Annotated in this window: 23 protein-coding genes and 1 tRNA gene; 18 read left to right on the top strand and 6 right to left on the bottom strand. The window is 65.8% G+C overall.

Going from position 1 to position 18,788, the window contains the following annotated elements:
• Window positions 1–6 precede the first annotated feature (6 nt).
• The 10 genes from H276_RS0107910 to H276_RS0107865 all read left to right on the top strand — a co-directional run bounded on the left by H276_RS0107910 (window position 7) and on the right by H276_RS0107865 (window position 7,049).
• Window positions 7–585 (top strand): DUF2017 domain-containing protein, encoded by a 579-nt coding sequence (locus H276_RS0107910; protein WP_019970762.1) that lies wholly within the window; start codon window positions 7–9, stop codon window positions 583–585.
• Entirely contained in the window at window positions 586–1,605 is a 1,020-nt protein-coding gene (locus H276_RS0107905) for a P1 family peptidase (protein WP_019970761.1), read from the top strand.
• Entirely contained in the window at window positions 1,550–2,035 is a 486-nt protein-coding gene (locus H276_RS0107900) for a Mov34/MPN/PAD-1 family protein (RefSeq protein ID WP_196807863.1), read from the top strand. The genes H276_RS0107905 and H276_RS0107900 overlap by 56 nt, the downstream gene beginning before the upstream one ends.
• 31 nt (window positions 2,036–2,066) lie before the next feature.
• Window positions 2,067–2,339, top strand: coding sequence for a MoaD/ThiS family protein (locus H276_RS0107895; RefSeq protein WP_018599102.1), 273 nt, complete (start codon window positions 2,067–2,069; stop codon window positions 2,337–2,339).
• Window positions 2,340–2,347: 8 nt separating this feature from the next.
• Window positions 2,348–3,316: a cysteine synthase gene (locus H276_RS0107890; RefSeq protein ID WP_019970759.1), complete on the top strand. Its 969-nt coding sequence runs from the start codon at window positions 2,348–2,350 to the stop codon at window positions 3,314–3,316.
• 10 nt (window positions 3,317–3,326) lie between these two features.
• A complete protein-coding gene (locus H276_RS0107885) occupies window positions 3,327–3,998 on the top strand; it encodes a rhomboid family intramembrane serine protease (protein WP_369758430.1) in 672 nt (223 codons plus the stop codon).
• Window positions 3,995–4,819 carry a glutamate racemase gene (murI, locus tag H276_RS0107880; RefSeq protein ID WP_019970757.1) on the top strand — a complete coding sequence of 275 codons (825 nt, stop codon included), beginning with the start codon at window positions 3,995–3,997 and terminating at the stop codon, window positions 4,817–4,819. The genes H276_RS0107885 and murI overlap by 4 nt, the downstream gene beginning before the upstream one ends.
• A gap of 64 nt (window positions 4,820–4,883) precedes the next feature.
• A complete protein-coding gene (locus tag H276_RS0107875) occupies window positions 4,884–5,648 on the top strand; it encodes a cyclic nucleotide-degrading phosphodiesterase (protein ID WP_019970756.1) in 765 nt (254 codons plus the stop codon).
• 9 nt (window positions 5,649–5,657) lie between these two features.
• Window positions 5,658–6,437 (top strand): ribonuclease PH, encoded by a 780-nt coding sequence (gene rph, locus H276_RS0107870; RefSeq protein WP_019970755.1) that lies wholly within the window; start codon window positions 5,658–5,660, stop codon window positions 6,435–6,437.
• 6 nt (window positions 6,438–6,443) lie between these two features.
• A complete protein-coding gene (locus H276_RS0107865; protein WP_019970754.1) occupies window positions 6,444–7,049 on the top strand; it encodes a non-canonical purine NTP pyrophosphatase in 606 nt (201 codons plus the stop codon).
• A gap of 178 nt (window positions 7,050–7,227) precedes the next feature.
• On the opposite strand, the gene H276_RS0107860 is transcribed toward H276_RS0107865, so the two are convergent.
• Window positions 7,228–7,578, bottom strand: coding sequence for a DUF3817 domain-containing protein (locus tag H276_RS0107860; RefSeq protein WP_019970753.1), 351 nt, complete (start codon window positions 7,576–7,578; stop codon window positions 7,228–7,230).
• The gene (locus H276_RS0107855) at window positions 7,575–7,946 is read right to left on the bottom strand and encodes a hypothetical protein (protein ID WP_081625425.1); all 372 of its coding nucleotides are present in this window, start codon (window positions 7,944–7,946) and stop codon (window positions 7,575–7,577) included. Before H276_RS0107855 ends, H276_RS0107860 begins: the two co-directional genes overlap by 4 nt.
• 191 nt (window positions 7,947–8,137) lie before the next feature.
• Here H276_RS0107855 and H276_RS0107845 point away from each other — a divergent pair.
• Together H276_RS0107845 and H276_RS0107835 are read left to right on the top strand one after the other, a co-directional pair.
• Window positions 8,138–8,219, top strand: a tRNA-Leu gene (locus tag H276_RS0107845).
• Window positions 8,220–8,659: 440 nt separating this feature from the next.
• The gene (locus tag H276_RS0107835) at window positions 8,660–9,028 is read left to right on the top strand and encodes an STAS/SEC14 domain-containing protein (protein ID WP_019970750.1); all 369 of its coding nucleotides are present in this window, start codon (window positions 8,660–8,662) and stop codon (window positions 9,026–9,028) included.
• A 272-nt stretch (window positions 9,029–9,300) separates the two neighbouring features.
• On the opposite strand, the gene H276_RS22715 is transcribed toward H276_RS0107835, so the two are convergent.
• Together H276_RS22715 and H276_RS0107825 are read right to left on the bottom strand one after the other, a co-directional pair.
• The gene (locus H276_RS22715; RefSeq protein ID WP_019970749.1) at window positions 9,301–10,551 is read right to left on the bottom strand and encodes an NAD(P)/FAD-dependent oxidoreductase; all 1,251 of its coding nucleotides are present in this window, start codon (window positions 10,549–10,551) and stop codon (window positions 9,301–9,303) included.
• A complete protein-coding gene (locus tag H276_RS0107825; RefSeq protein WP_019970748.1) occupies window positions 10,548–10,901 on the bottom strand; it encodes a bifunctional 3-phenylpropionate/cinnamic acid dioxygenase ferredoxin subunit in 354 nt (117 codons plus the stop codon). The genes H276_RS22715 and H276_RS0107825 overlap by 4 nt, the downstream gene beginning before the upstream one ends.
• 238 nt (window positions 10,902–11,139) lie before the next feature.
• Between H276_RS0107825 and H276_RS0107815 the strand changes: the two genes are divergently transcribed.
• The 3 genes from H276_RS0107815 to H276_RS0107805 all read left to right on the top strand — a co-directional run bounded on the left by H276_RS0107815 (window position 11,140) and on the right by H276_RS0107805 (window position 13,961).
• Window positions 11,140–12,324: an aromatic ring-hydroxylating dioxygenase subunit alpha gene (locus tag H276_RS0107815; protein WP_019970746.1), complete on the top strand. Its 1,185-nt coding sequence runs from the start codon at window positions 11,140–11,142 to the stop codon at window positions 12,322–12,324.
• Window positions 12,325–12,396: 72 nt separating this feature from the next.
• Window positions 12,397–13,173, top strand: coding sequence for an IclR family transcriptional regulator (locus H276_RS0107810; protein WP_019970745.1), 777 nt, complete (start codon window positions 12,397–12,399; stop codon window positions 13,171–13,173).
• A 122-nt stretch (window positions 13,174–13,295) separates the two neighbouring features.
• Complete coding sequence (locus H276_RS0107805) at window positions 13,296–13,961, top strand: nucleoside/nucleotide kinase family protein (protein WP_019970744.1); 666 nt, start codon at window positions 13,296–13,298, stop codon at window positions 13,959–13,961.
• A gap of 92 nt (window positions 13,962–14,053) precedes the next feature.
• Here H276_RS0107805 and H276_RS0107800 read toward each other — a convergent pair whose 3' ends face one another.
• The gene (locus H276_RS0107800; RefSeq protein WP_019970743.1) at window positions 14,054–14,707 is read right to left on the bottom strand and encodes a TetR/AcrR family transcriptional regulator; all 654 of its coding nucleotides are present in this window, start codon (window positions 14,705–14,707) and stop codon (window positions 14,054–14,056) included.
• Between the two features lie 200 nt (window positions 14,708–14,907).
• Between H276_RS0107800 and H276_RS0107795 the strand changes: the two genes are divergently transcribed.
• The 3 genes from H276_RS0107795 (at window position 14,908) to H276_RS23610 (ending at window position 18,052) form a co-directional block, all read left to right on the top strand.
• Window positions 14,908–16,056, top strand: a complete 1,149-nt coding sequence (locus H276_RS0107795; RefSeq protein WP_019970742.1) for a thiolase family protein — start codon at window positions 14,908–14,910, stop codon at window positions 16,054–16,056.
• Between the two features lie 169 nt (window positions 16,057–16,225).
• Complete coding sequence (locus H276_RS0107790) at window positions 16,226–16,936, top strand: hypothetical protein (RefSeq protein WP_019970741.1); 711 nt, start codon at window positions 16,226–16,228, stop codon at window positions 16,934–16,936.
• 141 nt (window positions 16,937–17,077) lie between these two features.
• Entirely contained in the window at window positions 17,078–18,052 is a 975-nt protein-coding gene (locus tag H276_RS23610; RefSeq protein ID WP_019970740.1) for a hypothetical protein, read from the top strand.
• Between the two features lie 129 nt (window positions 18,053–18,181).
• Here H276_RS23610 and H276_RS0107780 read toward each other — a convergent pair whose 3' ends face one another.
• Window positions 18,182–18,520, bottom strand: a complete 339-nt coding sequence (locus H276_RS0107780) for a hemophore-related protein (protein ID WP_019970739.1) — start codon at window positions 18,518–18,520, stop codon at window positions 18,182–18,184.
• Window positions 18,521–18,788 lie beyond the last annotated feature (268 nt).

Raw genomic sequence — 18,788 nt, 5'->3', positions numbered from 1 at the left:
TCGACTGTGCGCAAATGGAAGCGGGTCCAAACCGCTGACGGCCCGCGGTTCCGCTCGTCGTTGGCCGCCCACGAGGCCGTATTGCTGCGGAACCTGGTGACTTCGCTGCTGGGCATGCTCGAGGAGCGTGAATCCTCCGTACCCGCAGACGAACTGCACGCCATCACCGGCATCCGGACCGGCAACCCGCAGCCACCGCAGGACGAAACCCTGCGCCGGCTGCTCCCTGATTTCTACCGGCCGGCCACCGAGCACCCGGCCGGCTCCGGCCCGGCCGAGAGTCTCAACAGCGCGCTGCGCGGCCTGCACGAGCCTGCGATCATCGACGCCAAACGCGATGCGGCGCAACGGCTGCTGGAAACGGTTCCGGACGGCGGCGGCAAGTTCGAGCTGACCGAGGGCGACGCGCATGCGTGGGCGGCCGCGGTCAACGACGTCCGGCTGGCGCTCGGCACCATGCTCGACATCGGGCCGGACGGGTCGCACCGGTTGCCTCAGGAGCACCCCATGGCGGGGCATCTGGACGTATACCAGTGGTTGACGGTGCTGCAGGAGTACCTCGTACTGGGACTCATGGGGAAGTAGATGGGCTCGATCACTGACGTCGGCAGAATTCTGGTCGGCCACCATCACCGCATCGACCCGGACGCAACCCTGGGCGCCGGTTGGGCGGCGGGTACGACCGTCGTGATCGCGCCACCAGGCACCGTCGGCGCTGTCGACGGCCGCGGCGGCGCGCCGGGCACGCGGGAAACCGATCTGCTCGACCCGAGCAACACGGTCCGCCACGTCGACGCCGTGGTGCTCTCCGGCGGTAGTGCGTACGGCCTGGCCGCTGCCGACGGCGTGATGACCTGGCTGGAGGAACACGGCCGCGGCGTGGCGATGGACGGTGGAGTGGTGCCGATCGTGCCGGCCGCGGTCATCTTCGACCTGCCGGTCGGCGCGTGGGCCAACCGTCCGACCGCGGAGTTCGGCTACGCGGCGGCCGACGCGGCAGGCACCGAATTCGGGCTCGGTACCTTCGGCGCGGGCGCGGGTGCCAGGGCCGGTGTGCTCAAAGGCGGAGTCGGCACGGCATCGACCGTGCTTCCCAACGGGGCGACCGTGGGGGCACTGGTGATCGTCAACGCCGCGGGCGACGTCGCGGACCCGGCCACGGGGCTGCCCTGGATGGCCGCGCTGACCGAGGAATTCGGACTGGTCGCGCCACCCGCGGACCAGCTCGATGCCTACGCCGACCGCCACATCGAAATGAGCCCGCTCAACACCACCATCGCGGTCGTCGCCACCGACGCCGCGCTGAGCCCGGCGGCGTGCCGTCGCGTCGCGGTGGCCGCACACGACGGGCTGGCCCGCGCCATCTCGCCCTGCCACACCCCGCTGGATGGCGATACGGTCTTCGCGCTGGCCACCGGCGCCGTCGCGGTCGAACCGGATCCGAGAACCCCGGCCGCGATGTCGCCCGAGACCATGTTGGTGGCCCAGATCGGGGCGGCCGCCGCCGACGTGCTGGCCCGCGCAGTCCTGGTCGGGGTGTTGGCTGCGGATGCAGTGGCAGGAATACCCACCTACCGTGACATGTTGCCGGGAGCGTTCGAATGAAGGGAGCCGTGCTGTGCTGGTGATTCGCCGTGACCTTGTAGAGGCCATGGTGGCCCATGCGCGGGCGGACCATCCTGACGAGGCGTGCGGGGTGATCGCGGGGGCCGAGGGGTCCGACCAGCCCGACCGGTTCATCGCCATGGCCAACGCCGAGCGGTCACCGACGTTCTACCGATTCGACTCGATGGAGCAGTTCAAGGTGTGGCGCGGGATGGACGAGGCTGACGAGGTGCCCGTCGTCATCTACCACTCGCACACCGCGACCGAGGCCTACCCGAGCCGTACCGACATCTCGTTGGCCCAAGAACCCGACGCGCACTACGTGCTGGTGTCGACCCGTGACCCGAACGAGCATGAACTGCGCAGCTACCGCATCCTCGACGGAGTCGTCACCGAGGAACCCGTCCAGATCGTCGAGCAGTACCAATGAGCAGTATCAAGACGTAGAAGGAAACCGCTGCATGTCTATTTCTGTCTCGATCCCGACCATCCTGCGTCCGCATACCGGTGGGCAGAAACGGGTCAACGCCTCCGGCGACACGCTGGCCGCGGTGATCAGCGATCTGGAGGCTAACTATTCGGGCATCTCCGACCGGCTGGTCGATAACGGCAAGCTGCACCGCTTCGTCAACATCTACGTCAACGACGAGGACGTGCGATTCTCCGGCGGACTGGACACCGCGATCGCCGACGGCGACTCGGTGACCATCCTGCCGGCCGTCGCTGGCGGGTAACGCAACGCATGGCACGGCACGATTCACTGCTGCAGGCCCTCGGCGATACGCCGCTGGTCGGACTGCAGAACCTCTCACCCCGCTGGGACGACGGCGACTCTCCACACGTGCGGCTGTGGGCCAAGCTGGAGGACCGCAATCCGACCGGCTCGATCAAGGACCGACCCGCGCTGCGGATGATCGAACAGGCCGAACGCGACGGGCTGTTGGAACCCGGGGCCACCATCCTGGAACCGACCAGTGGCAACACCGGAATCTCACTAGCGATGGCGGCCCTGCTCAAGGGCTACAACATGATCTGCGTGATGCCGGAGAACACTTCGATCGAGCGGCGCCAGATCCTCGAGCTCTACGGCGCGCGCATCATCTTCAGCCCGGCCGAAGGCGGTTCCAACACGGCCGTCGCCACCGCCAAAGAGCTTGCCGCACAAAACCCGTCATGGGTGATGCTGTACCAGTACGGCAACCCGGCGAACAGCGACGCGCACTACTACGGCACCGGGCCCGAGCTGCTGGCCGACCTGCCGGAGATCACCCACTTCATCGCCGGGCTCGGCACCACCGGCACCCTGATGGGCACCGGCCGGTTCCTGCGCGAACATGTGCCCGGGGTGCAGATCGTCGCTGCCGAACCCCGCTACGGCGAGGGCGTGTACGCGCTGCGCAACATCGACGAGGGCTTCATCCCCGAGCTTTACGACCCCGATGTGCTGACCACCCGCTTCTCCGTCGGGTCGTACGACGCCGTCAAACGCACTCGCGACCTGGTGACCCGGGAGGGCATTTTCGCCGGCATCTCCACCGGCGCGGTGTTGCACGCCGCGCTGGGGATGGGGGCCAAGGCGGTCGATGCGGGTGAGCGCGCCGACATCGCGTTCGTGGTGGCCGACGCCGGGTGGAAGTATCTGTCGACCGGCGCCTACGCCGGTAGCCTGGATGATGCGGAAGACGCGTTGGAAGGGCAGTTGTGGGCATAGAGGTGCGGGCATGAGCAAGCGCCCGCGAGGAGCCGCAGGCGGATCGGCCATGAGTGGTCTGCCGGTTCCGACCACGCCGAACAAGCCTCCGGCGTGGAAGGTCGGCGGCGCCACCATCCTTACGTTCGTCGCGCTGCTGTACGTGATCGAGGTCGTCGACACCGCGATGAACAACCGGCTGGACTACGACGGTATCTACCCGCGCCAGGCAGAAGGACTCTGGGGAATTCTCTGGGCGCCGTTTCTGCACGGCGGCTGGCCGCACCTGTTCGCCAACACCATCCCGCTGCTCGTCTTGGGTTTTCTCATGACCCTGCTCGGGATCGCGCGTTTCGTCGCCGCGACCGCGATCATCTGGATTCTCGGCGGGTTCGGCACCTGGCTGATCGCGCCGTACGGACCGGTGATCGGTGCATCCGGGGTCATCATGGGATATCTGACCTTCCTGATTGTGTTCGGCTTCTTCACCCGCAAGGTGTGGGAGATCGTGGTCGGTGTGGTGGTGTTCCTCTACTACGGGACGATCCTTCTCGCGGTGTTGCCGCTGTTCGTCGGTCCGGGGGTGTCGTGGCAGGGACATCTGTGCGGGGCTGTTGCAGGTGTGATTGCGGCGTACCTGTTGTCGGGGCCCGAACGTAAGGCCCGGCAGCTCCGCAAGCCGACCAACCAGCTGACCTCATGAGAGATCCGCTCGCGCCGATCGGGATTTTCGATTCCGGCGTCGGTGGGCTCACCGTCGCCCGCGCCATCATCGATCAGCTGCCCGACGAGGACATCGTCTACGTCGGGGACACGGCCAACGGACCGTACGGGCCACTGACCATTCCGGAGATTCGAGCACACTCTCTGGCCATCGGTGACGATCTGGTCGCCCGCGGGGTCAAGGCCTTGGTGATCGCGTGCAACACCGCGTCGTCGGCGTGCCTGCGCGACGCGCGGGAACGGTACGCCCCGGTGCCGGTGGTCGAGGTGATCCTGCCGGCGGTGCGTCGCGCGGTGGCCGCCACGCACAACGGACGGATCGGCGTGATCGGCACTGCGGCGACCATCGCGTCGCGGGCGTACCAGGACGCTTTCGCCGCCGCTCGCGACACCGAGGTCATCGGCGTGGCCTGCCCACGGTTCGTCGACTTCGTCGAGCGCGGCGTGACCAGTGGGCGGCAGGTACTCGGCCTGGCCGAGGGATACCTTGAGCCGCTGCAGCGCGCCGAGGTGGACACTCTGGTGCTGGGCTGCACGCACTACCCGATGCTGTCGGGACTGATCCAGCTGGCGATGGGCGACCACGTCACTTTGGTGTCCTCGGCCGAGGAGACCGCCAAGGATCTGCTGCGGGTGCTCACCGAACTCGATTTGCTGAAACCGCACGGGGTTTCCCCGGCCCGACGAATCTTCGAAGCGACCGGCGATCCGGAGGCGTTCACCGCCCTGGCAGCCCGATTCCTGGGACCGAGCCTCGACGGGGTCCGGCAGGTGGGGCGTCACGCCGGCGCCGGAACATGATCCCCGTCGCTCAAACCGGCCATGTCTTGGCGACGTGCGTGCCAGGCATGGCAAGCTAGGCACTGTGCGTTTGACCGTCCTGGGATGCTCCGGCAGCGTTGTCGGCCCAGATTCGCCGGCGTCGGGATATCTCGTCACCGCGCCGGACACCGTCCCGATGGTTCTCGACTTCGGCGGAGGCGTACTGGGCGCGTTGCAACGCTACGCCGACCCCAATGCGGTCAATGTGTTGCTGTCTCATCTGCATGCCGATCACTGCCTCGACCTGCCCGGACTCTTCGTCTGGCGGCGCTACCACCCGACGCCGGCCACCGAGCGCGGCATCATGTACGGGCCTGCCAACACCTGGGCCCGGCTGGGCGCGGCGTCGTCGCCCGAGGGTGGGGAGATCGATGACTTCACCGACATCTTCGACGTCCGCAACTGGGTGGACGGCGAGTCTGTCGAGCTGGGCGCGTTGACCATCACGCCGCGGTTGGTATGCCACCCCACCGAGTCGTACGGCATGCGGTTCACCGACCCGTCCGGCGCGACGCTGGTGTACAGCGGCGACACCGGTTACTGCGATGCGCTCGTGGATCTGGCGCGCGACGCCGACGTGTTCCTGTGCGAGGCATCGTGGACCGATGATCCGTCCCGGCCGCCGCGGCTGCATCTGTCGGGTGCCGAGGCCGGACGCGCTGCTGCCGCGGCCGGTGTGGGCGAGTTGCTGTTGACCCACATTCCACCGTGGACCTCGCGCGAGGACGTGATCAGCGAGGCCAAGGCCGAGTTCGACGGTCCGGTGCACGCCGTGGTGTGCGGCGAGGTATTCGACATCACCCGATAGGGTTGGCGGGTGTCCAGACGAGAAGACGGCCGCCTCGACGATGAACTGCGGCCGGTAGTCATCACCCGCGGCTTCACCAACCACCCAGCAGGCTCGGTGCTGGTGGAATTCGGCCAGACCCGTGTCATGTGCACCGCGTCGGTGACCGAAGGTGTGCCGCGCTGGCGCAAGGGAACCGGGCAGGGCTGGCTGACCGCCGAATACGCGATGCTGCCCGCCGCCACCCATGACCGGTCGGATCGAGAGTCGGTCAAGGGCCGCATCGGCGGCCGCACGCAGGAGATCAGCAGGCTCGTGGGCCGCTCGCTGCGCGCGTGCATCGACCTGGGGGCGCTGGGGGAGAACACCATTGCCATCGACTGCGATGTGCTGCAGGCCGACGGCGGCACCCGCACCGCAGCCATCACCGGGGCCTACGTCGCGCTGGCCGATGCGGTGACCTACCTGGCGGCTGCGGGACGGCTCTCGGATCCGCGACCGTTGTCGTGCGCCATCGCCGCGGTGTCGGTCGGCGTGGTCGACGGCCGTGTGCGGGTCGATCTGCCCTACACCGAGGATTCCCGCGCCGAGGTGGACATGAACGTCGTCGCCACGGACACCGGAACGCTCGTCGAGGTCCAGGGCACCGGCGAAGGTGCGACCTTCCCGCGCTCGACGCTGGACAAGCTGTTGGACGCCGCGCTCGGAGCCTGCGAGCAGTTGTTCGTCGTTCAGCGCGAGGCGCTGGAGTTGCCGTATCCCGGTGTGCTGCCGGACGGCCCGGCCCCGAAGAAAACCTTCGGAAGCTGAGGGTCGATGCCTGAGCTGTTGGTCGCGAGCCGCAATCCGAAGAAGCTCGCCGAGCTTCGGCGGGTGTTGGATGCCGCCGGGGTGTCAGGGCTTTCGCTGCTGTCCCTGGCCGACGTCGTGCCGTTCGACGAGGCACCCGAGATCGGCGCGACGTTCGAGGACAATGCGCTCGCCAAGGCCACCGATGGCTTCCGGGCCACCGGCCTGGCGTGTGTGGCCGACGATTCCGGGATCGCCGTCGCGGCCCTCAACGGCATGCCCGGTGTGCTGTCGGCGCGGTGGTCGGGGTTGCACGGCGATGACGCCGCCAACACCGCACTGCTGCTGGGGCAATTGGCGGATGTCCCTGACGAACGGCGGGGCGCGGCGTTCGTCTCGGCCTGTGCCTTGGTGTCTGCCTCCGGTTCGACGGTGGTGCGCGGCGAATGGCCCGGCACGGTCACCCGCGAACCCCGCGGGGACGGCGGCTTCGGTTACGACCCGGTGTTCCTGCCCAACGGGTCAACCCTGACGGCCGCCGAGCTGACCCCCGCCGAGAAGGATGCGGTGTCGCACCGCGGGCGGGCGCTCGCGTTATTGGTGCCGGCGCTGCGGGAGCTGGCCGGCCAGTAGCTTGGCGGCTCTCCGAGTGTCACACCAGCGCAACAGATCACGGTTCGGCGGCGGGGGCGCCTCACTTTGTCACGCCAGCGTGGCTCTCGGCGCCGAACGCCACTCCAGCGTGACATTGGCGCCGCGTTCGGGCGCGGGCGATGCGAGCCAGCCGCGCGGTGTTTGTCTCAGAGGCTTCTCAGAGGCTGAAGCGCTCTTTGATGGCGACGGTGTTGAAGTGCTCGACGATGATGCCCAGCAGCGGGATGGTGCCGGCCAGCAGGGTGCCTATGGTCTTGCCGAGAGGCCAGCGGATCTTGACCGCGAGGTTCGCGGTGAACATCAGGTAGACGAAGTACACCCAGCCGTGGACGATGCCGATCCAGCTCGGCGGGTTGTCCACCTGCACGATGTACTTGAGCACCATCTCGTAGCAGAGCGCGATCAGCCACAGACCCGTGGCCCAGGCCATCACACGGTAGCCCAGCAGCGCCTTACGGATGGTGTCCTTGGGCGTGGTGACTTCGGTGTCCGGTTCGGGTGCCGTCATCTGTCGGTCCTGTCTTTCTTCTCGGCATCGCGCTTGGCCAGTTCAGCAAGGTAGCGGTTGTACTCGCTCATCGCCTGATCGTTGTCTTGTATTGCAGGGCTTGGCCTTTCGGGTAGCAGCCCGGCAGGGATCTCGGTCTGCTTTGCCACCGGCTGCGGTGGTGTGTCCTCGTAACGGACGAACTTGTAATACGCATAGAAGCAGAAGGCGGCGAACATCGGCCACTGCAGGGCATAGCCCAGGTTCTGGAAGGAACCCGAGACCGATTCATACCGCGTCCACTGCCACCAGGCCAGCCCCATACAGCCGGCCGCGCCCAAGCAGACCAGCGCGATGAGCGCTGGCCTCCTACGCCGTGTAGTGGACACTAGTCCACGGTACCGCGCGGTCCTGGATCAGCTCACATCCGTCAGACCTTCAGGCCGACGAACTCGTCGAGACGTGCGGTCCGTTTGCCGCGCGACGGCGCAGTCGTGCATTTCGGCGGCATTGAAGTCAACCTGGCGAGTGGCACCGACAGATTGAGCAGCTCGACGGGGCGCTAGGCTGATGCGCTAACGCGCGAGTGTCGGAACTGGCAGACGAGATGGATTTAGGTTCCATTGCCTTAGGGCGTGGGGGTTCGAGTCCCCCCTCGCGCACTGTTAGCCCGGTTGGGCCTTCACGGGAGCTGCGTTCGACTTCACCGTGTTGAGAACGGCGACGATGTCGTGTCGACGCGCAGGGTCCCGTTCACTTTCGACGCCCTGCATCTCGGGTGGGCTGGGTATGGTCGATGGCGGTGACTAGGCCGAGTCGGATCTCAAACAGTCTCTGGTCCAAGGACTTCTGCAGGGAACCCTGTGACCCCGAGATCTTGGCTGAAGTGTTCCAGACCGATATGGGTCGACATACAGGGTTTGCGTAGGCACTGACCGCCAACCCGGCGAGTGCCGTTTGCAACGCAAGGCGGCACGGGGTAAGCCCCCAGATGATTGAACCGAACCGGACTGTCTGCCAGTCGACTCCGACGAATCACGGGGGATTGCTGCGTCTGGGAGGATGGATGTAGCTGGTTGAGACTCATGTCAGGAGGAGACCAATGATCGAAGTACTGCCCGACTTGCCAGACGGGGTGTTCGGGGTCCGGGTGTCGGGTCATGTCAGCGGCGACGATATGCGGCAGTTCCGACCGGCTATGGACGACCTGTCGAAGCGCGCTGAGATCCGGATCGTCGAGGTCATCGATTCGGACTATGCGGGCTTTGGGCCCGGTGGATTGATCGAGGATCTCAAACTCGGGCTCGGGCTGGTGGCGCACCATCATTCGGCGTTCAAGCGGATTGCCGTTGTGTCGGACAAGGATTGGGTGGCCCACGCCATGCATGCGTTCGCCTGGATGGTTCCCGGCGAGCTCCGGATCTTTGGCCTTGATGAGCTCGATGCAGCCAAGGAGTGGGCGGCGGGTTGAGCCTTCGGCTTGTGCAATCAGATCGAATGTGAGGTTGGCGAGTCGTCCGGCCAAAGAGTCTCTGGCGTGTCCATCGGCGAATGCCCGAGTGCAGGCCGTCGCCGGCCCACGACCCGGCCGGCTTTGGTCGTGAGCGCGGAGACAGTTGCCGCGGCTTGCCGAGGCGGCGTCGAAATCACCTGTGAAGAACGATAATCCGTTTATTGGATGGCCACAGACGCGACCGGGTGCCGAGTTGGCCGCCTGTGTCCACAGCGCCCTGCTCGTATTCTTCAGGTCGCCGCGAGTTCGTCCGATAGCCCGCCGGCCTCGAGCCCCGCGGTGTGCACGGCGGCGGTGCGGGCGGCAACCTGCTCGGCGAGTTGACGCTCGATGAGCTTGCGGTGCCGGGTGAACAACCGCGGATTGTCCATGGCGAACACGGCCGTCGCGACGCCGTCGCGTTCGTAGAGTGCCACGAACGATGCGGAGCCGGGATCGCCGTCGATGAACCGGACGATATCGCCAGATTGACGGTGCCCGGCGAATTGCAGTTGGCGGCCATACTGTTTCGACCAGAAGTACGGTGCGGCAGGTGGTGCCTGCGGCATGCCGAGGATCGCCGCCGCGACGACGCGGGCTTGTTGGGTGGCGTTCGTCCAATGTTCACTGCGATGGTGGGCTCCGAGATGGACGTTGAAGGACGTCGCGCAGTCGCCGACCGCATACACGCCAGGTGCCCCGGTACGGCAGCCGTCATCGGTGCGGAATCCGTTCTCGACGGTGATCTCCGAGTGCGTCAACCACTCGGTGTTGGGGATCGCACCTACTCCGACGACCACCACGTCGGCGGCCAGTTCGGTGCCGTCGTCGAGCACCACGCCCGTCACGCGCTCCTCGCCGGTCACCCCGGACACACAGACGCCGGTCAGTAACGTCACGCCATTCAGCCCGTGCAGCGCCGTACATGCCGTCGCCACCTCTTCACCGAGCACACCGACCAGTGGCGCCGTGGACATCTCGACGACGGTGACTTCGATGCCGCGGCTGGCTGCGGTACTGGCGACCTCGGCTCCGATAAACCCGGCGCCCACGACCACCAGCCGCCGTGCGTTCTCGAGGGAACTGCGCAGCGCACGTGCGTCGTCGACCGTGCGCAACGTGTGCACGCCGGACAGCGGCCGGCAACCGGGTAGCGAACGAGCTCGCGCCCCGGTGGCGAGTACGACCACCTCGGCGGTCAGCATGCAGCCGTCGTCGAGCGTCACGGTATGGCCGCCGCGGGCATCGGTGCTCAGCCCCACGGCAGTGCGGCAGAGCACCCAATTGGCTTGCAGGGCGTCGATGTCATCCGGCTCGGCCAGCTCGATCGACGGCTGGCCGGTCAGATACTCCTTGGACAGCGGCGGACGGTCGTACGGCATGTGCGGCTCGTCGCCGACCACGGTGATCGGGCCTTCGTAACCGGCCGCACGCAGCTCGCGGACAGTGGATAGTCCGGCCAGGGACGCGCCGACCACCACGACCGATTTCGGGCGGCTCATGCCGCGCTCACCTCGAGCCAGATCTGGCCGTCCTCGACACCGACGCCGTGGGTGCGTACTGCAACTTTCGCGGGCGGGCCGGAGACCTCGCCCGTTCGCAGGTCGAAACAGGACTCGTGTAGCGGGCACTCCACGGTGCAGTCCTCGACCCAGCCGTCGGCCAGTGACGCGTCCTGATGGGTGCAGGTGTCATCGATCGCGAACAGCCCAGAGTCGGTGTGGAAGATAGTGATCGGATCCAGCCCCGGTAACCGCACGGTGAGTACCTCGCCGACCGGTAGTGCATCGAGCTGCCCGACGACGATACGGCCGGGGATCGGCTCGGTCAGCGGCACGGAAGACGCATCCACAGCCCGTCCTTTCTGTGTTGCGATAGACGCAACGCACGCTTATAGCGCAACAGTATGCCAGTGTGAGCAGCCTCACGTCAATCCGTTGACACGGCTTGGGTCATGGGTGATTATTGATGCGAATGACGCACTAGTTGCGTATTCAGCAACAGCTCGGAGGCAAGATGCGCAAGGTCGCCACCACCGATGCCACAGCCCATCCCATCGGACTCTTCGACACACGACGATTGGTGAATTCATGACGACAATCGACAACCCGTCTCCGGCAGCAACGGGTGTCAACCCTGGCGGAGGAACCCTGGTTCGGACGCTCGGCGGCGAATACTATTACGACCCTGAGGTTTTCCGTGCCGAGCAGGAGAACATCTTCGAGGCCATGTGGTTCTGCTCGGCGCGCAGTGCGGATCTGCCCGACCCGGGAGACTTCCGCAAGGTTCAGGTAGGCCGGGAGAGCGTGCTGATCGTCCGTGGCCGGGACAAGCAGCTGCGTGCCTTCCTGAACATCTGCCGGCATCGCGGGGCGATGCTGTGCACCGAGGATTCCGGTGCGGTCAAGCGCCATCTGCGCTGCCCGTACCATGCCTGGACCTACGGGCTGGACGGCAAGCTGGTCGCGGCGCCCAATCTGGGCGCGCTCAAGGACGACCATGGCGTCGACATCGACCGCACCGAATACGGCCTGGTGCCGGTCGCGCTCCGTGAATGGCTCGGCTACGCCTGGGTCTGCCTGGCCGCCGAGCCGCCGTCTTTCGAGACCGACGTGATCGGCGCCGTCACTGAGCGGCTGGGTGATCCGACCGCGATCGACCACTACCACGTAGATGAGTTGTCGGTGGGCCGCCGCGTCGTCTACGACGTGGCCGCCAACTGGAAGCTCATCGTCGAGAACTTCATGGAGTGCTACCACTGCGCCACCATTCACCCTGAGCTCACCGAGGTGCTGCCGGAGTTCGCCGACGGCCTCGCCGCCCAGTACTTCGTCGGCCACGGTGCCGCGTTCGGCGAGGACATCGACGGATTCACCATCGATGGTCGGCCCGGTTTCGACACGATTCCCGGGGTGACCGACGACCAGCAGCGCAAGTATTACGCGATCACGGTGCGGCCGACCGTATTCATCAACCTCGTGCCCGATCACGTGATCCTGCACCGGATGTTCCCGCTGGCCGTTGACCGCACAATCGTGGAGTGCGATTGGCTGTTCAGCCCCGACGTGGTGGCATCGGGTCGTGACGTCGAACATTCGATGGAGCTGTTCCACCGGGTCAACCAACAGGACTTCGATGCCTGTGAACGTACGCAACCGGCGATGTCGTCGCGGGCGTACCGAAACGGGGGCGTACTGGTACCCGCCGAGCACCACATCGGGGAGTTTCATCGGTGGACGTTGGACAAACTGGGCGACACCCGGCCGCAGTGGTAGCGGCCGGTGCGGCAGGCTGAACGGAAGACTCACATGCCCGCCTCGCACCTCTACACTGGACGCGCTATGAGCATGCCCAGCAACAGCCGTCAGCCGGCCGCGGCCGTCCAGTCGGTCGACCGCGCCCTGCAGGTGCTGGAGATCCTGGCCAAGCTGCAGACGGCCGGGGTCACCGAGATCGCGGCCGAGATCGGTGTGCACAAGTCGACGGTGTCGCGGCTGATCGCGGTCCTCGAATCACGGGGATTCGTCGAGCAACTGTCCGATCGCGGCAAATACCAGCTGGGTTTCTCGATCGTGCGGCTGGCCGGATCGACCACCGCCCGGATGGACCTGGTCAAGCAGTCCCAGGACATCTGTGATCAGGTCGCGGAGAGGACCGGCGAGACCACCAATATCGCGATTCTCGACGGGGGCCGGATCATCAACATCGTCGAATCCGTCGGCCGAGGTGAAATCGCGCTGCGCAGCTGGGTCGGCCAGAGCTGCCCCGCACACGCCACGTCCAGCGGCAAGATCCTGCTGGCCGCCCTGCCGCCCGCGGAGGTACGGGCCCGGCTGGGCCGCAGGATGGACTCCTACACTCCTCGCACCATCACCGATTTCACCCGTCTCGATACTGAACTCGACGCCGCCAGGGCACAGGGATGGGCGCCGACGTGCGAAGAACTCGAGACGGGACTCAACGCGGTGGCGGCCCCGGTGCGCGATCACAACGGGTCCGTCATTGCCTCGCTGAGTATTTCGGGTCCGGCCTATCGGCTGGAACAGTCCCGGTTCGATGAGATCGCTCGTGTGGCCGGCGAAGCGGCCGAGCAGATCAGCAGGCGAATCGGCTATACCGGCTGAGCGGTGCAAGCCGTCACGAGCACCGAACCGACAATTGCGTGTCCCAGTATTGCGCTGGGTCGTGGGTCGGATGAATAGTTCGCCCGCAAACGGCCCACAATGGCGTCATCGAACACATCGGTTTGGACGATCTCGTTGCCCGCGTCGTCGCGCACGCCGCGCGGCCCGGCACGTCGATCGTCGGGATTGCCGGGCCGCCCGGTGTCGGTAAGACCACGCTCGCCGAGGCCGTCGTCGCCGCCACCACCGCGCGGCTGGGTCCAGCCGCCGTCGCCCATGTGCCGATGGACGGATTCCACCTCGCCGATGTCGAGTTGGGCCGCCTCGGTCGGCTGTCCCGCAAGGGCGCGCCTGACACCTTCGACGCCGCCGGGTATGCGGCACTGCTGCAACGGATCCGCAGGCCGCGCGGTGACGTGGTCTATGCGCCGGCCTTCGAGCGGGAGTTCGAGCAGCCCATAGCCGGCGCCATCGGGGTCGCGCCGGCCGCCCGGGTGGTCATCACCGAGGGGAACTACCTTCTTCTCGATGCGCCGCAGTGGCGCGCAGTCGCAGCCGAGATCGACGAGATCTGGTACTGCACAGTCGATGACGCAGTGCGGGTGCGTCGCCTCATGGACCGTCACATCCGGTTCGGCAAATCCGTGAAGGCCGCGCGGCGCTGGGTGCAGGAGGTCGATGAGCCCAACGCCCGGCTGATCGCTGCCACCGCATCCCGAGCGGTCGGCATGGTGAGGACTGACGGGGTGCCTCCGGTGGAGAACTGGTCAGGAGCAGTGCCTGGCTGATCGCGACCATGCCGCGATGGCGTCGCGACGGTACGGAACGTACGGCGTGCGTCGTCTCCCTCGGGAGATGGTGAGATGGCAGTAGTTCTCGTTTACTCGGCGGCGAACCCGTGGGCGCAGAATTCCCACACTTCGTCGGCGGTGATCGGGTAGGGCCCGGTGCGGTCGGCGCCGCGGCTCGACTGTGCGACGAACATGACCGTCTGTATGGTCATCGCGGCCGTCCGACGCCTATCGATGCCTTCGCGCAGCAGGCCGGCGTCGGCGGCGTCCTGCATGAGTTCGGTGAGCAGGGCCAGCAGCGGCGCATGCGCGAGCTTCACTTCGGAGGGATGCGATGCCAGCAGCTGCGGCGCGAAATCGGTGAACAACGGCCGGTTGGTGGCGGGGTCCGGACGGGACGATTCGAACAGCAGCTCAATGGCGACCCTGAGCCGCTCAAGGGGGTCGCCGTGACCGGCGGTGGCGGCGCGGATCTGATCGGCCGAGCGGCTCAGCGCATCCTCGAACAGTGCCAACAGCAGCTCGTGCTTGCCGTCGAACTGGAGGTAGAAACTCCGCAGCGACTGCCGCGAACGGTCGACGACCTCTTGCACCGTGAAGTCGGTGCTGCCCTTTTCGATGATGATCGCCTGCGCGGCATCCAGGAAGCGCTGAACACGCTGCGCTGCCCGCAGTTTGGCGGTTTTGATCGACCGCTCGACCGCCCGTTGCTTCCAGGCGGGTTCTTCGCCGGCGGTGGTCACCGGCGGCCCAGATGGCTGTCGAGTCGGGCGAACATGCGCTGACTGTATCGGAAGAGCGCTTTGCAACCGTGATGTCGGCGCCGTCGCGCGGCGGTGTATCGCAGACTATGGCGGCATGGTTATGTGAGCTTGTGAGCTCGCTGACACGGAACTGGCGGCCTACCTACCTGAAAGCCAAGTCCTAGATCGGAGCAACTGCCATGCGCGAAACCGTCATCGTCGAAGCCGTCCGCACGCCTGTCGGCAAACGCAACGGTGGATTGTCCCGGTTCCACGCCGCCGATCTGTCCGCACTCGTGCTCAACGCACTCGTCGAGCGTGCCGGCATCAGTCCCAACATCGTCGATGACGTGGTGTGGGGTTGCGTCTCGCAGGTCGGTGACCAGTCGAGCAACGTCGGCCGCTACTCGGTGCTCGCAGCGGGTTGGTCCGAGCACATCCCGGGCACCACCGTCAATCGGGCCTGCGGATCCAGCCAGCAGGCACTGGATTTCGCAGTGCAGGCGGTGATGTCGGGTCAACAGGACGTCGTGATTGCCGGCGGGGTCGAGGTGATGAGCCGGGTCCCACTCGGAGCAGCACGCGCCACCGGTCAGCCATATGGCCCGCAAGTGCTCGACCGGTATCAGGGTTTCACCTTCAACCAGGGTATTTCGGCTGAAATGATCTCGCAAAAATGGGGTTTCAGTCGGACCCGACTTGACGAGTACGCCGTGGCATCGCACGAACGGGCTGCCGCCGCGCAGGACAGCGGTGCCTTCGAGACGCAGACGATCACGGTGTTCCCCGATGACGGCGACCCCGTGGTCGTCGACGAGGGCGTGCGGCGGGGAACCACGGTCGAGAAGCTGGCCGAGCTCAAGCCCGCGTTCGCCGAGGACGGCGTCATCCACGCTGGCAACTCGTCGCAGATTTCCGACGGCGCGGCAGCACTGTTGGTGATGACCGAGGAAAACGCTGTGGCAATGGGGCTTTCGCCGATCGTGCGGTACCGGGCCGGCGCGGTTACCGGCGCCGACCCGGTGCTGATGCTGACCGGCCCGATCCCGGCCACCGAGAAAGTGTTGCACAAGGCCGGCGTTCGGCTCGACGAAGTCGGTGTGTTCGAGGTCAACGAAGCCTTCGCGCCGGTGCCGCTGGCCTGGCTCGTCGAAACGGGTGCCGACGAAGCCAAGCTCAATCCGCTGGGCGGTGCGATCGCGCTGGGGCATCCGCTCGGAGCGTCAGGCGCGATCTTGATGACGCGCATGATCAACCACATGCGCGACAAGGGAATTCGATATGGATTGCAAACCATGTGTGCGGGCGGCGGTACGGCAAACGCCACGCTGGTCGAACTTCTCGGGTAAAGACATGTCAGTCAGCGAGATCTGTTCATCGTGGACCACGAGGCGCTCCGGCGGCTCCCGACGCGGCCCGGCGAGCAGACAGCTGGTAATTTCCTGTCGCCTTTTCGATCCGCGCCGGTGAACCATGCCGCCCGCCGTAGTGTCGATCCACACCAGCTGTCATAGGGGGATGGATGTCTCGGTCGGATCGATGCCACGTATCGCCGGCGGGGCGACCATGACGACCGGTGGTTCGGGATGGGAATCCGTGGACTCGCCACCCGGAAGCACGGCAATCAAGAAGGTGACCATTCGCGGTGACGGATCGACCGACACCACGAAAATCACGACCTACCGCGACGGTCAGGTGATCGATGACTACGCCTCGGCGGTCACGAGTGCCGAGGGGGTGAGAACCTTCGTCATCGATTTCTCCCGTCGGCACTACACCACGGCCAAGGCCGGCCCGAGTGTCCACACGAAGGGACGCACCAAAATCGTTGACAGCGGCAATATGATCGCGTGGCAGATGACGTTCACCGACTCCGACGGTAACGAAACCGATCAAAGCGGCAAGACACTGCTGAATCCAGACGGATCGGGAACGCAAACAGTCACAACCACATTCGTGGCTGATCAATCCGGCCGTACCGATGAGATCACCTGGACGGTGACAAGCGACGCCAGCTGTCACACCGAAACGTTCGATACCAACGGGATGACCACCAGCGAGCGTGACAGCACCTTGACGTCGACTGGCGGCGCAGTGTGGGCAAACGTCGCGGCGCCTTCCGTCGGAGACGACGGTTCGGCACAAGATGCGGCGGCACCGCTGTACGGACCGCGGGGACCAGTGATCGGCGGTGACGTCCTCGACCCACCGCAGGCGTCGTCCCGATGATCGTGGTCACCGCGCTTCGGTAATGCGAACCAGTTAAGACGTTGGCGTCGCTGCCAATTCGCTGTGAGGTGAGGAATCCGACCCAGCGAGTAGCGTGGGCCGCTTTAGAGTCGGCACAGCGACAACACGCAGGGGTCGATCATGAGTCAAGCGCATGGTGACGCAGGCAAGTCTGGTGGCACCAGTGGCAGCACCAGCCCGGCCAAACCATCGGGCAGATGGAATCCGATCACGGTGCCGGACCCGGACCATGCGATCGACAGTGCGGAGCAGAAAGCGACTCAGCTCCCTGACGGCGGGGTGCAGACCATCACCCGTATCCACTACAAAAATGGGTCGACGGTAGTGGACACGGACGTGACACACGAACAGTCCACCGGCGGTGTCACGACCACGACCACCGACAGCACACGGCACATCGAAGCCAAAGGCACGACGACGACGATTGATTCGAGTTCGCACACGGTGACGGTCGACGACGAAGATCGCGGCACCCTGACCTGGGATACCACCCTGAATCCATCCGAAGGCCCACCGACAACTGAGCACGGGGAAGAGATCAACAACTCAGATCTCTCGGGTAAGGAAACGGTGACGACGACGTATCCCGGTGGGGCCAAGAAGGTCCAGACGACGACGTGGATCGACTCCCTCAACAACGCAGTGCGGCACACCGACGAATATGACGAGCACGGTAACCTCACCGACTCGACTGATGAGCCAGTATGGCTGGCGCGCGACGGCAGTTTCGAGCCGAAGCCGACCACGCCGGCTTCACACGACGCTGACACCGGCGACGGTCAGACACATGAAGTCGATGACGACGACGGCGATTCCACCGACGACTATGGTCCGCAAGGCCCGATCACACCCGGTGATAGTGACAGCGGCGGGGATAGCGATGGAAACGACGACGACGGTGACGGGTTAGGGGAGGACCCTGGTGACCCCGGCTCGGCAGACGGACCCGGTGATCCCGGAGATCCTGGCGACGATCCCGGGGACCCGGGCGACGATCCAGGAGAGGACCCTGGCGATCCCGGGGAGGATCCGGGTGATCCCGGCTTCGGGGATGGGCCCGGTGACACCAACGACCCGTTCGTGCACGTCGAGTGACCACGTCGAATCGAGTGACCATGTCGAAACGCACCGCGGCGCGACGCACGATCTCCTCGGCGAACAGGCCCGAACATCGCGAACCCGGTCACTGACGCCGGATCGGATGGTGCCTGAGAGGCAGGGCTCTCAGTAGTTGCTGCAGCTCCCCGCGATCGAGCTGATCGGCCCGAAATACTGAGAAGCCGCCGGGCTGCTCTGCAGCTGCGCCACTGTCTGTTGGCGATCGGCCGGCGGTGAAGCCAGGAAGTTGCGCAGCGCGCCCTGCGCGAACGGTGATGTGTTGAACTCCTCGGCCAGCGCGGGCTGTTGCGCGTTGAGCGCCGCGATGACCTGGTCATAGGTGCACGTCGTGTTGATCACGGGACCGAAGTCGGGGGCCGCGGATGCGACGCCGACAGACAAGGGCACGGACAACGCGACGCCACAGACAGCGATCGCCAGATTCGTGCGTGACAGCTTGACCATGTGTCGCTACCCCCATCATTGATCGCGTAGGCGGCCAGATTTGCCAAGGCGGTTCTCCGGACCGGATTCGTTCGAGGTTAACAGGATCGGCCGACATCGCGTCCGCCACGCGCACTGACCAGTGACGACATGATCGGAAGAGGGCAGGTGCTGTGTGATCGACGGTGAATAGTGAGGCTGGCGAATTGCGCCTGATTGTGTGGCAATCGTGAAGGTACGGACGGTCTTGGACGCCATCTGACAGCGCCGGCCCTGCGGGGGATCGCCG

It is taken from the genome of Mycobacterium sp. 141 (assembly GCF_000382405.1).
Lineage (GTDB): Bacteria > Actinomycetota > Actinomycetes > Mycobacteriales > Mycobacteriaceae > Mycobacterium.
This window is presented reverse-complemented; position numbering and strand designations above follow the sequence as displayed.

What these genes read in the sequence shown, in the direction of transcription:
- H276_RS0107795 (WP_019970742.1), top strand. Translation starts at nt 14,908, where the DNA reads ATGCGCGAAACCGTCATCGTCGAAGCCGTCCGCACGCCTGTCGGCAAA.
- H276_RS0107835 (WP_019970750.1), top strand. Translation starts at nt 8,660, where the DNA reads ATGATCGAAGTACTGCCCGACTTGCCAGACGGGGTGTTCGGGGTCCGG.
- H276_RS0107860 (WP_019970753.1), bottom strand. Translation starts at nt 7,578, where the DNA reads ATGACGGCACCCGAACCGGACACCGAAGTCACCACGCCCAAGGACACC.
- H276_RS0107900 (WP_196807863.1), top strand. Translation starts at nt 1,550, where the DNA reads ATGCAGTGGCAGGAATACCCACCTACCGTGACATGTTGCCGGGAGCGT.
- H276_RS0107790 (WP_019970741.1), top strand. Translation starts at nt 16,226, where the DNA reads ATGGATGTCTCGGTCGGATCGATGCCACGTATCGCCGGCGGGGCGACC.
- H276_RS0107815 (WP_019970746.1), top strand. Translation starts at nt 11,140, where the DNA reads ATGACGACAATCGACAACCCGTCTCCGGCAGCAACGGGTGTCAACCCT.
- H276_RS22715 (WP_019970749.1), bottom strand. Translation starts at nt 10,551, where the DNA reads ATGAGCCGCCCGAAATCGGTCGTGGTGGTCGGCGCGTCCCTGGCCGGA.
- H276_RS0107885 (WP_369758430.1), top strand. Translation starts at nt 3,327, where the DNA reads ATGAGCAAGCGCCCGCGAGGAGCCGCAGGCGGATCGGCCATGAGTGGT.
- H276_RS23610 (WP_019970740.1), top strand. Translation starts at nt 17,078, where the DNA reads ATGAGTCAAGCGCATGGTGACGCAGGCAAGTCTGGTGGCACCAGTGGC.
- H276_RS0107905 (WP_019970761.1), top strand. Translation starts at nt 586, where the DNA reads ATGGGCTCGATCACTGACGTCGGCAGAATTCTGGTCGGCCACCATCAC.
- H276_RS0107895 (WP_018599102.1), top strand. Translation starts at nt 2,067, where the DNA reads ATGTCTATTTCTGTCTCGATCCCGACCATCCTGCGTCCGCATACCGGT.
- H276_RS0107810 (WP_019970745.1), top strand. Translation starts at nt 12,397, where the DNA reads ATGCCCAGCAACAGCCGTCAGCCGGCCGCGGCCGTCCAGTCGGTCGAC.
- murI (WP_019970757.1), top strand. Translation starts at nt 3,995, where the DNA reads ATGAGAGATCCGCTCGCGCCGATCGGGATTTTCGATTCCGGCGTCGGT.
- H276_RS0107780 (WP_019970739.1), bottom strand. Translation starts at nt 18,520, where the DNA reads ATGGTCAAGCTGTCACGCACGAATCTGGCGATCGCTGTCTGTGGCGTC.
- H276_RS0107890 (WP_019970759.1), top strand. Translation starts at nt 2,348, where the DNA reads ATGGCACGGCACGATTCACTGCTGCAGGCCCTCGGCGATACGCCGCTG.
- H276_RS0107865 (WP_019970754.1), top strand. Translation starts at nt 6,444, where the DNA reads ATGCCTGAGCTGTTGGTCGCGAGCCGCAATCCGAAGAAGCTCGCCGAG.